Annotated in this window: 8 protein-coding genes; 5 read left to right on the top strand and 3 right to left on the bottom strand. The window is 72.4% G+C overall.

What is annotated here, in order from left to right:
• The 3 genes from AC08OQ_RS09635 to AC08OQ_RS09625 all read left to right on the top strand — a co-directional run.
• Positions 1 to 4,050, top strand: a 4,050-nt coding sequence (locus AC08OQ_RS09635; protein WP_476611996.1) for a hypothetical protein, incomplete at its 5' end; no start/stop codon positions are given.
• Positions 4,050 to 4,901: a hypothetical protein gene (locus AC08OQ_RS09630; RefSeq protein WP_476601810.1), complete on the top strand. Its 852-nt coding sequence runs from the start codon at positions 4,050 to 4,052 to the stop codon at positions 4,899 to 4,901. The genes AC08OQ_RS09635 and AC08OQ_RS09630, both read left to right, overlap by 1 nt.
• Before the next feature lie 104 nt (positions 4,902 to 5,005).
• Entirely contained in the window at positions 5,006 to 5,608 is a 603-nt protein-coding gene (locus AC08OQ_RS09625) for an aminoacyl--tRNA ligase-related protein (RefSeq protein ID WP_476601811.1), read from the top strand.
• Positions 5,609 to 6,243: 635 nt separating this feature from the next.
• On the opposite strand, the gene AC08OQ_RS09620 is transcribed toward AC08OQ_RS09625, so the two are convergent.
• Positions 6,244 to 7,581: an ATP-binding protein gene (locus AC08OQ_RS09620; protein ID WP_476605161.1), complete on the bottom strand. Its 1,338-nt coding sequence runs from the start codon at positions 7,579 to 7,581 to the stop codon at positions 6,244 to 6,246.
• 168 nt (positions 7,582 to 7,749) lie between these two features.
• Entirely contained in the window at positions 7,750 to 8,910 is a 1,161-nt protein-coding gene (locus AC08OQ_RS09615; RefSeq protein WP_476605160.1) for an HAD-IC family P-type ATPase, read from the bottom strand.
• On the opposite strand from AC08OQ_RS09615, the gene AC08OQ_RS09610 reads away from it, so the two are divergent.
• Together AC08OQ_RS09610 and AC08OQ_RS09605 are read left to right on the top strand one after the other, a co-directional pair.
• Positions 8,873 to 9,235: an ArsR/SmtB family transcription factor gene (locus AC08OQ_RS09610; protein WP_462185896.1), complete on the top strand. Its 363-nt coding sequence runs from the start codon at positions 8,873 to 8,875 to the stop codon at positions 9,233 to 9,235. The two genes, AC08OQ_RS09615 and AC08OQ_RS09610, sit on opposite strands and share 38 nt — an antisense overlap.
• A 143-nt stretch (positions 9,236 to 9,378) precedes the next feature.
• Entirely contained in the window at positions 9,379 to 10,080 is a 702-nt protein-coding gene (locus AC08OQ_RS09605; protein WP_476601794.1) for a Uma2 family endonuclease, read from the top strand.
• 32 nt (positions 10,081 to 10,112) lie between these two features.
• Here AC08OQ_RS09605 and AC08OQ_RS09600 read toward each other — a convergent pair whose 3' ends face one another.
• Positions 10,113 to 10,688: an HAD family hydrolase gene (locus AC08OQ_RS09600; protein WP_476601797.1), complete on the bottom strand. Its 576-nt coding sequence runs from the start codon at positions 10,686 to 10,688 to the stop codon at positions 10,113 to 10,115.
• Between the last annotated feature and the right edge of the window lie 262 nt (positions 10,689 to 10,950).

The following is a 10,950-nucleotide window of genomic DNA, read 5'->3' as shown; positions in this document are numbered from 1 at the left end:
GCGCGGACCGGAGGCGCGCGGTCCACGCCGGGCGCGCCGCCGGCGGAAGCGGGGGAAGCGGGGGAAGCGGCGGACCAGCGTCCGGCGGTCGTGGGCCGCAGCGGCCGGACCTGGCGGGAGATGCCCCGGCGGATCCGCGGCGCCGGGGCCGACTGCCGGGTACGCCTGGTCAGCCTCGCCGGGCTGGGCTTCGGCGCCCTGCGTACGGCCGGCGCGGGCGGCCCGTCGACGCTACGGGTCGGTATGGAGCTGCTCTCGCTCGGCAACCCGCTGACCCCCCTGCTGCTCGACATCGTCGACGGCCCCGACGGGGCGCCCACGGGTTACGAGGCGCCCACGGGTTACATCACGAGCTGGGCGGCTGGCCCGCTCACCGACCCGCTCGAGCGGCAACGCGGCGACGACAGCATGGCCGCGCAGCTCGCGAACGGTGAGTTCGCCGCCCCCGCGGACGTCATGGACATGCTCGCCCCGCTCGGCGCGCTGCTCGACGACGCCGCGACCCAGCTCGGCGTCGTTCCCATCGAGCTCAGCCCGGACCATCTCGTGCACTGCCGGGGATCGCTGCGGCTGGTCGGGTACGGCCGCCACGGGTACGCGCCGGCCCGGGGGGTGATCCCGCCTGCGTCCGAACGTAGCCAGGACATGGTGGAACTGCTCGGCGACGACATCCCGGCACCGGACGCCCCGCTGGAGGAGTGGCGGGCAGCGCAGGTCCGGGCGTTGGCCCGGCTGATCGGGTGGTTGTCCACCGGCCGCCGGCCGACCGCCTACGGTGCGGTGACGGGCGGATCGCGGGCGGCGCGCGAGCAGGCGGTGGACCGGTACCTGCGGGGCTGCGGGATCGACGCCCGGGTTGCCGACCTGCAGCCCGGCCGGCTCCGGGAGGAGCTCACGACGCTGGCCGCCGCGGCGCGGCGCACGAAGATCACCGAGGGTCTCGCCGCCTCCGACGTCATCATCGCCTACCATCACGACGCCGCGGCCCGTGGCGGGTTCGGCGACCGCAACCCCCGCTTCGAGCGGGGCCTGGTCGGCGGCACGTACCTGGGCACGGTCGACCGGGTCGACCCCCGGTTCGTCGTGATGAAGCTCAGGTACGGCGTCCGGGTGTTCGTGCCGCGTTCCGGCACCGGGTTCGACGTCGATCTCACCACCGTCCTGCAGGCCGGTGAGCAGCGCCCGGTGACGGTGCGCCGTTTCGACGAGACGCTCACCCCGCGCGGCGATCCCAAGGGCCTGCGGGGAGTGTTCGCGCCGGCGGGGACGGAGGTCATGACGGCCGAGCGCCGGGTCAACCCGGAGCCGGTGCGCCTCGCGGCGAGCCTGCAGTCCGGGCGGGCGGCGGTCGGCGTGGCCGCCTTCGAGGCCGCGGACCTGTCCAGCCCGCTGGCTGGCCTGCTCGGCGGTTCCGGCTGGCTGCTCTGCCCGCCCGACGACCTCGCCCGGACCCTGGTTGCGCTGCGACGCGTGCGGTCCGCGCACCGGGCACCGGACGGCGCGGTGCCCGATCCGGCCCGGATCATCGCCTTCGATGTCGACCCGGCGGCTCTGATCGAACCGAACGCCCTGGCGAGCGCCGGCCAGCGGGTGGAGTTCGCGCTGCCGCTGCTCGACGAGGACGGCCAGGCCCACGCTCCGCGCGCCTGGAGGGACCTGCCGCTGGTCGATGACGTCTCGTTGCAGGGGCTGCGCAGGCGCATCGGAGCGACGGCGGGGCAGAGCGCGGCCCGGCGGCTGTTCGCCGCGGCCTTCGCGCACCTGCTGGTGAACCCGGACGAGAGTGCCCTCGCGGCCGACACCGGCAGCCCGCAACGCGGTGGGCGTAGCGCAATCATGACGATGCTGCAGGAGATCGGTCGGGCGTTCGCCGGGCGGCCGGACCTGATTGTCACGGTCACCGCGGAGCTCGCCGAGCAGCAGAGCGTCCTGGCGGCCCGGGACAGCGCGAAGATGCTCGACGAGCTCGCGGCGGTCCTGCGGCCGCTGCCGGCCGAGCGCCGGATCGTCATCGACGTGATGCGGCTGGTCATGCGGGAGCGGATCCGGCCGGAGACCCGCCGGATGCTGCTCGCCGAGACGCTGCCCGCGACTGGTGTCCTCACCGGTTGCTGGGGTGACGTCTGGCAGATCACCGCGGTCGGCCTGACCGAGCTGACCGAGGCCCTCGAACGGGTGGCCGCGACCGGGCAGGTGCTGGCCCGGGCACCCCGACTCGACCGCGACGCGGTTGTCTCGCTCGCGGTCGCCGGCGCGGCGCCGGCGGTGGTGCGGTGCGCGCCGCTGCTGCCCGTCGATCTGATCCGGGAACTCACGGAACGTGCCCGGGTGACGCCCGAGGTGCTGCGGGGGGGAACCAGCCCGGTGAGTGGGCGGCCCGGCAGCGGCATCGTCCACCGGATCGAGCTGCTCGCGCGGGCCGGCGCCGAGGCGGTGCCCGGACTCACCGAGGACGAGGTCCGCCGGTTCGTGCTCGATGGCGGCCCGGACGGCGGCCCGGATGGCGGCGCGGACGGTGGCGTGGTGGAGGGCGCGACCGCCTCCGCCGCGACCGCCTCCGCCGAGGACGTGTCGGCCCCGGTCGCGGACCCGCGGGCCGCGTTCGCCGAGACCCCGGTCGTCGCCCCTGAGCCGGACTGGATGCCGGACTGGTGCGCGGCCCTCGCGGCTGCCGGCGGGCTGGCGGCCGACGAGGTGCGGGACCGGGCGATCGAGGAGAACCTCCTGGCCGGACCGGGTCCGGTGCCGCCGTCGCGGTGGGACCCCGACATCGCCGGGTGCCTCGCCGAACGGTGGGAGACGACGAGCCTCGCCGAGCTGATCGAGCTCGGGCGGGTGCTGGCCGCGGGTGACCTGCTCTGGATCCGCTCGGTGGCCGTCACGGTCGGGGTGTCCGTGTCGGAGGTGGTCGACGCGGCACTTGCCCAGCGCCTGCTCGGCCAGGCGCGGCCACCGTCACCATCCGACTGGTCCCAGGCGGACGTCGCCTCCTACCTCACCGAACGGTGGACCGCGGTGCCGTTGGTGGCGTTGCTCGACGTGGCCCGGGACCTGACGCGGTCGAGCGTCGGCTGGCTGCGCGCGGTGGCCGACGCCGCCGCGGTCCCGGTCTCCAGCGCGATCGACCGGGCCGTCGCGGAGGGCATCCTCGGCGAGGCCTCGCCGACGGACGCGGCGCTGCCGCCGCTGATCGCCGGCTACGTCGCCGCACGCTGGGACGAACGGTCGCTGCGGGACATCATGGCGACGGTCCGGGTCCTGGTGAACGGCGACCTGGAGTGGCTGCGTTCCTTCGGCGCCGCGCTCGGCGCGAATCCGGGCGACCTCGTCGACGAGGCCGTCACGGCGGGCCTGCACCAGGCTGACCCGCCGCCCGATCCCGGCTGGTGGGTCGATCCGCGCGTCGTCGCGTTCGCGCGATCCCGGTGGGGCGTCCTGCCGCTCGACACCCTGCTGAAGATCGTCCGATGCCTCGCCGTCGAGGACATCGTCTGGACCACGCAGTTCGCCGAGCTTGTCGCGGCGGACCCGTCGACGGTGATCGAGACCGCCTTCCAGGAGAACCTGCTCGGCAGGCCGGGCATGTCGGCGTGGGCGGTGGCCCTGTTCGACGACGACGTCGTCGGGCTGTACCTGTCCCGGCGCTGGGGCATCCATCCGCTCGCCGAGACCCTGAACAGGGCCAGCCTGATCGGGGCGGCGCGCGACTGGCTGGTCCGGCTCGCCCGGATGTCCGGGCAGGACGTGGCCGACGTGCTCGACACCGCGATCGCGGAGGGCGTCCTGCGCCGCGGGGCGCAGTCCGCGCCCCCTCGCTGGAGGGTGTCTCCGCGCCCTATCTGGCCGCTCACTGGGGCACGATGCCGCTGCCCCGGCTGCTCGTCGAAGCGGCGCGCGCGGCCCGGGGCGAGCCGGACCCCACAGGACCCCTCACCACCGGTCCGGCGGGGCCGGCCACCACGGGTCCATCCGGTCCATCCGGTTCGTCTGGTTCGTCTGGTTCGCCTGGTCGGGTTGCCGGTTCGTCCGCGTCCTTCGCGGCGGAGGTAGTGTCGCTGGTCGCGCTCGACCCGGCTACCGTCGCCGCGACCTGCGGTGCCCGCCTGGTGCGGGTGGCCGCCGCGCTGCACGGGGCGCCGCGCCTGGTGTCGGCGCTGGGCGCGTTGGACCCGCCCGCCCGGGCCTGGTTGCTGGCGGTCGCCGACCTGCTGCCCGCGGGCGCGGACGAGGTGGATCTGGCCGTCGCCGCCACCACGGACGACCCGGTCGCCGTGGTCGGCCTGGCTCTGGAGCACGGCATAGCGGTGACCGAGGCCGCTGCCGCGGCCGCGTGTCTCGGCCGGGTACCCGAGGCCGACCGGCCGGTGCTCGCGCCGCTCGGGGGGCTGCTCGCCCGGATACCCGTGGCCGTGCTGGTGACACTCGCCTCGCTCGACCTGGAACCCGCGGTGCGCCGGGCCCTGGCCGGCGTCGAGCAGGCACATCCGGGCGCCGTGGACGTGGTCGCGCGGCACGGGGCGCCGGCGGCGCCCATTGTCACCGGGCCCCGGTCGCAGGCGATGATCTCGCTGCTGCAGCGGATCGAGCCGACACCGGGACTCGTGCCGTGGATCCTGACCGCGGGTCCCGAGGCGGCGGTCGCGGTCGCCACGGCCGGTCCCGGCGTCATCGACGTCGCCGCCCGGGCCGCCGACGCCTGGCGGCGTGGCGACGTCGCCGGCCCACTCGCCGCGATCAAGGCTGCCTGGGAGGCGACCGGCCCGACGGACCGGGTCTGGCCCGTCCCGGCCGCGGGCGTCAGCCGCCGGGGTGACAACCTCATCCGGCTGGCCATCACCGTCTATCCCCTCGCGGCGCGGGGACGTTCGGTCAGCGAGATCCTGAGCATCCTCGCGCGCTGACCCGCGGCCACCCCGCCCGCTACCCGCCCGCCCATGCCGCTGTCACTCACGCCGCCGTCACTCACGCCGCCGCCACCGCTGTCGTAATTGTCACCGCGGCGGGGGTGGCCTACGAGGCCGTGGAGGGGGAGGCGGCCTTCTACGGCCCGAAGATCGACGTGCAGATCGTCGACAGCGCCGGCCGTGAAGCCACCCTGTCCACCGTGCAGATCGACTTCCATCAGCCAGAACGGTTCGATCTGCACTACGCGGGCCCGGACGGCGCGATGCGCCGGCCGGTCATGGTCCACCGCAGCGTCATCGGCAGCGTGGAGCGGGCCGTGGCCCACCTCATCGAGTCGCACGGCGGTGCCTTTCCACCATGGCTTGCGCCCGTCCAGCTGGTGGTCCTTCCGATCTCCGACGCCGAGGTACCCCACGCCCTCGCGCTGGTCCGGCAGGCGGCCGACCGGGGACTGCGGGCCGAGGTCGCCGGTCCGGAGCGCGGCACCCTGGGCGCGCGGGTCCGGGCCGCTCGTCTGGTGCCCTACCAGGCGATCATCGGTGCCCGGGAGGCAGCCGACGAGCGGGTCTCCCTGCGGCTGCGGGATGGGCGCCGCCTGGAGGCCCGGCCCGCCGCGGAAGTCCTGGCCGGCATCGATCTCCTGACAAGCGCGCACGGCACCGATCTATGGACCAATCCCCGGGAGGCCGGTGTCCGCCCGTAGCCGGCACCCGGTGGCCCGCCCGCTGCCCGCCGGTTGGCCTCGACGCGCGGGGGAGCGCCCGACCCGCGGGTGTTCTCAATAGACATGCGTCGACATACCAAGCGGCCCCATATTGGCGAGTATCAGTATGGGGCCGCGTTCTTTGTGGCTGGGCTGAAATTTACACGCCGCGCAGCTCCCGGTATTTACTCAGCACGTCTTTCACAGCGTCCGTCACGGGCTGTTCCTCGGTGAGTGGCGTCCAGGTGTAGGCGTCGTGTTCCTGAAGTTCGACCGGCTCAGGGGACGTAATGAAGTAACAAATACGTGATCGAGAGCATCATCGCAGGTCACAGGCCTGTGGAGGGTTCGAAACGCGCAAGTTATTTCATTTCGACTCCTTGACGAAGGCGGGAAGGTCCCCGGCGGGGTACCCGCCACCGCAGGCGACTACGTAGAGATTGCGATTCCCGTCGGTCATGGCGAAACCTCATTGTGATCGTTTTGGAAGATCGCTGCGGTTTTCGTCTCGTCGAGAACTCTCTCGTGCCGCGTCTCGTCCTCGGGTCAGGAAATGCTTTTCTATACCGAAAAATCAAAGTTATCAACACCGGATCCGGATCCGGTGCAGGTCGTCCCTGCCGGGGCGGGGCAGGTCAGATCCGGGTGAAGGCCTCCGCGTCACGACGGAAGCGGTCCAGCTCGGTAAGACTGATCGTCGGCCGGGCCAGCCGGGCGGCATCCAGCAGGTCCTGCGTGCTCAACGGGGTTACCACCGGGCCGTGGCCGCCCCCGCCGCTCTCCGCTCCCGCCCCGGCGCCGACCTTCGCCCCGTCGGCGGCCCGGTGGAAGGCGGCGGCGGCGGATCGCTGCACGACCGCCGAGAGATCGGCCGGCGTGAACAGGTCGGTGGCCGCGACGACGGCGTCCAGATCGATGTCCCCCTTGTTCGCGACCCGGTCCAGCAGCCCTTCGAGCAGCACCCGGCGCCCCTTGGCGTCCGGCGGCCCGACAGGGAGGACGAGATCGAACCGGCCGGGCCGGATGAACGCGGGATCCAGCGCCGAGACCGCGTTGGTCGCGCAGATCAGCAGCCGGCCCTGCACCCCGCGGAACTGCGGGATCGCCTTGAGTAGCTCGTTGACGACGGACTGGTTCTCCGGCCGGGTCTCGCGTGACTGGGCGATCTCGTCGACCTCGTCAATGAACACGACGACCCGCTCGACCCCCATGAGGTCGTTGATCGCTGACCGCAGCTCGGCGGCGAGCCCACTGCCGCCGGAGGCCAGCCGTGAGGGCAGCAGCTCGACGAACGGCCATTCCAGCCGGGCGGCGACCGCCCGGGCGAAGGACGTCTTGCCGGTGCCGGGCGGCCCGAACAGCAGCATCGCCGTCGGGATGACGACTCCGTATGCCTCGGCGAGCTCCCGTTCCCGGACCGGCAGCAGCAGCCGCTTCTCGATGAGCGCGCGCTCCTCCTCCATCCCGGCGAGGTTGGACCACTCGGAGGTGCTCAGCAGCGCGCCGCCCCACCGCTCGACGGTGGAGACGTCCGCCGGGCGCAGGGGAACCTGCTTGTCGTAGAGTACCTGCCCGGTAGCGGTGAAGCCGCGGTTGAGGAACGCCTCCTCACCCGGCTGCCCGGGGGTGATCAGCGTGGTGATCCGCCGGCAGCCGGCGTGCAGGAGCAGGTTCTCCACGCTCTGCAACAGGCTGGAGCCAATGCCGTGGTGACGCCAGGCGGGCGCGATGGCGACCGTGAGCACCCGGCCCTGGCCGCCCTCCTTGCGCCCGACCGCGGCACCGACGAGATGCTCGCCCGCGACGGCGACCACCGCGGGGGACTCGGTGTCCGGGAGTTCGTGCCGCAGCGCCAGCACGGTGTCGGTGAGGTTGATGGGCGGGCCGCCCAGGGTGCTCCGCACTTCCTCCAGCAGGCGTACTGTCGCCGCGTAGTCGACGGTCTCGTAGGGACGGATGTGCCAGATGGGCACGCTGGCTCCTTCAAGTCGGTCACCGACGGATCGTCGACTCGACAATGCCCTTCTGTTCCGCCCCGATCAGCAGGGACTGACGAAGCTTTCTGGCGGGACCTTGGGACCGCCACCCCCGGCCGAAGGCAATCTTCGTGCCTGTAGGTGCTCCCTTGGGCGGGGCGGCCCCTACTCCTGCGCGTTCCGGTGGTGATGATCAGGACGGGCGATCTCAGTCGAGTGTTCTGGCCGCTCGGCGCGGCGCCAGGCGGCGTCGGTGAGTAGACGCAGTCCGTTGAGGCCGACGATGACGGTGGAGCCCTCGTAGCCGGCGACTCCCAGCGGCAGCGGCAGGGTGCCGATCAGGTCCCAGATCGCCAGGCCAGTGATGAACAACGCGGCGATGACGAGGTTCTGCACTACCAGGCGGCGGGCCCGCTGCGCGAGGGCGACGACAGCGGGGATGGTGGCCAGTTCGTCGCGGACCACCACGGCGTCGGCGGTGTCGAGGGCGAGGTCGGAGCCGGCGCGGCCCATGGCGATGCTGGCGTAGGCGGCGGCGAGTGCGGGGGCGTCGTTGACGCCGTCGCCGACCATCAGCACCTTCCGGCCGGCCTGCTGGAGGTTTTGGACAGCGGTGACTTTGTCCTGGGGTAGTAGACCGGCGCGGACGTCGGCGATGCCGACCTCGGCGGCGAGGTGGGCGGCGGCGCGCGGGTTGTCGCCGGTGACCAGGACAGGCGCGGTGCCGGTCGCCGTGGCCAGGGCGGTGACGGTGGCGGCGGCCTTGTCGCGCAGCCGGTCGGCGATGCCCAGCACACCAACCGGGGTGTCGTCCAGGATGACCAGGACCGCGGTACGGCCCTTTTCTTCCAGGCGGGCGGCCACCGCGGCGGCCGGGTGCCGGGAGCGGCTGCCCAGCAGCCGTACGGGGCTGCCGACCGCGACCGGATGGCCGTTGACGGTGGCGGTCACGCCGGTGCCGGCTGTGGAGGTGAAGGTCTCCACCGGCGGGATGTTCAGTTCGCGGGTGCGGGCGGCTGCCACGATGGAGCGGGCCAGCGGGTGCTCGCTGGGGTGCTCGGCCGCCGCCGCCAGCGCCAGCAGGCCGTCCTGGGTAAGGCCGGAGGCGGCCAGCGGCTGGATGTCCGTCACCCGAGGGGTGCCTTCGGTGAGGGTGCCGGTCTTGTCCAGCGCGACGGCGTCGACCTGGCCGAGGCGTTTCATGACCAGCACGGACTTGATCAGGACGGACTTGATCAGGACGGACTTGATCAGGACGGACTTGATCAGGACGCCGTGGCGGCCGGCGGTGGCGACCGCGGACAGCAGCGGGGGCAAGGTCGCCACCACTCTCCAATCGCTGGCGGCCCCGTCGAGACTGTTGATCCTCGCCCGGTTACGCGAGGGCCCGCTCGCCGCGACCGAGCTGGCCGCCGAGGTCGGTCTGGAGCAGTCCGCCTGCTCCCACCAGCTCCGCCTGCTGCGCCATCTCGGCCTCGTGGCTGGCACCCGCAAAGGCCGCTCCGTGGTGTACTCCCTCTACGACAACCACGTCGCCGAGCTCCTTGACCAGGCCCTCTACCATGTCGAACACCTCGGCCTCGGCCTCGCGGACACCCCCGCTACCGACGCCGAGCCGGAGCGGGAGACGGCGACCGCCCCGAGCGCCTGACGCGCCGACCACGCATCCCGCCCGTGCCGGTGGAGGCGAGGTCGCGCCGTCCCCAGGCGCGGACGGCCAAGTCTCGCGGTCAATGGTCCGGGGAAGAGGGATCTGGGCAAGAGGCAAGGCGGTGCCCATCGAGCGCTCTGGAGGTGGCCGCGGGGGCGGACTGGAACGCCGATACGGACTTCGACGTCCGGCTGCAGGGCGTGCCGCTCACCAATCGCCGTCCGGATGTCGTGGTGTATCGCGCGGACACGATCGACGTCACGCCCACCCGTCCCGAGCACGTGCTGCTGGTTGTGGAGATCGTCTCGCCGGGGTCGGAGACCACCGACAGGATCGTGAAGGTGGACCAGTACGCCAGGGCCGGCATCGCTTTCTACTGGCGGGTCGAGCAGGCCGCTACCGGTGTTCCGCTGGTGTATACCTATGTCCAGTGTACACTTATGTCCTCGATCCGGCGAGCGGGGCCTACCGGGATGGAGAGGTGTTCACCGGCGTGGTCAAGATCTCGGCTCCCTTCGCGGCAGAGATCGATTTCGGTCAGCTCTGATACCCATCCTTTGCCGGCGCTCCGGCGCTCCGCGAAGGAGCGCCGAGTGCGACGGGCCGGGGCGCTGGCTCCTGTCCGCCCAGGGCGTCGTGCGGCGATGGGCGCGACGGTCCGGCCAGGCCAGCAGCAGGTAGTCCAAGACGGACGGGGCGAGCCGTCCGGCGTTGAAGTAGATCTCGTCGTGGATAAGCAGGCCTTCGTCGACGACGACCCGGCGGTTCCTACCGGGTTGGCCTTCGTGTCCTCGGCGCTACCTACAGTACAGCCTGCGGGGTTGATCGGCTGGGAGGTGGCATGAGGTTCGCGCCCGTCTGGGCGCGGGCCTTCCTGTCAGGTGAGGAGGTCGAGGAGTTCGGTGAGGGAGTCGATGATGTGGTCGGGTCTGGCTGTGTGCAGGGTGCGGGTGGGGGTGTAGCCGTTGGTGATGGCGACGGTCTGGTAGCCGGCGGCGCGTCCGCTGTGGATGTCGTAGGCGGTGTCGCCGATGTAGAGGGCGCGGGTGGTGGTGCGGCGTTGGCGCAGCTGGTGGGTTTTGTCGGTGACGTCGCCGTCGAGGAAGTGTAGGAGGGGGTTGAGCCCGCCGGTGTGGGCGTCGGCGTGGACGGTGGCGGTGCTGGCGGCGCCTACGACGCCGAGGGTGGCGCCGTAGGCGGTGAGGCGGGTGAATGCTTCGGTGGCGTCGGGGCGTGGTTGGGCGGGGAGGTGGCTGAGGTGGGTGTTCCATTCCTGTTCGGCGGTGGCGGTGGCGGTGGGGGCAGGCCGAGTTCGGTGAAGAAGGTGCGTAGCGGGAGCTGGAAGGCGGCCCGGAACTGGTGGAGGGTGAGTTTCGGGAGGCCGTGGCCGTGTAGGACGGCGTTGGTGGCGTGGTGGGCGCGGTCGGTGTCGGCCATGACGGTGCCGTTCCAGTCGAACACGAGCAGGGTGCCGGTCGGGGTGTGGGTCATGCGGGGGCGCTCACCTTGTGGAGGAGTGGAGGAGTTGGTCGGCGGTGCCGTCGGTGCCGGCGTGGTGAGGACGAAGCCGGCGTGGCTTGTCCCGCTCGGCTGCGATGCGGCCGGCCGGAGGGTGGGTGTGGGGGCGGTCACGTTGGGGTTTGGGTTGTCAGGGTTCGGGTTGTTAGGGTTTGGGTGTCGAGGGCGAGGATGGTGCCGTCTACGGTGACGGCGAT

It is taken from the genome of Frankia sp. CcCS3 (genome assembly GCF_977927575.1).
This window is presented reverse-complemented; position numbering and strand designations above follow the sequence as displayed.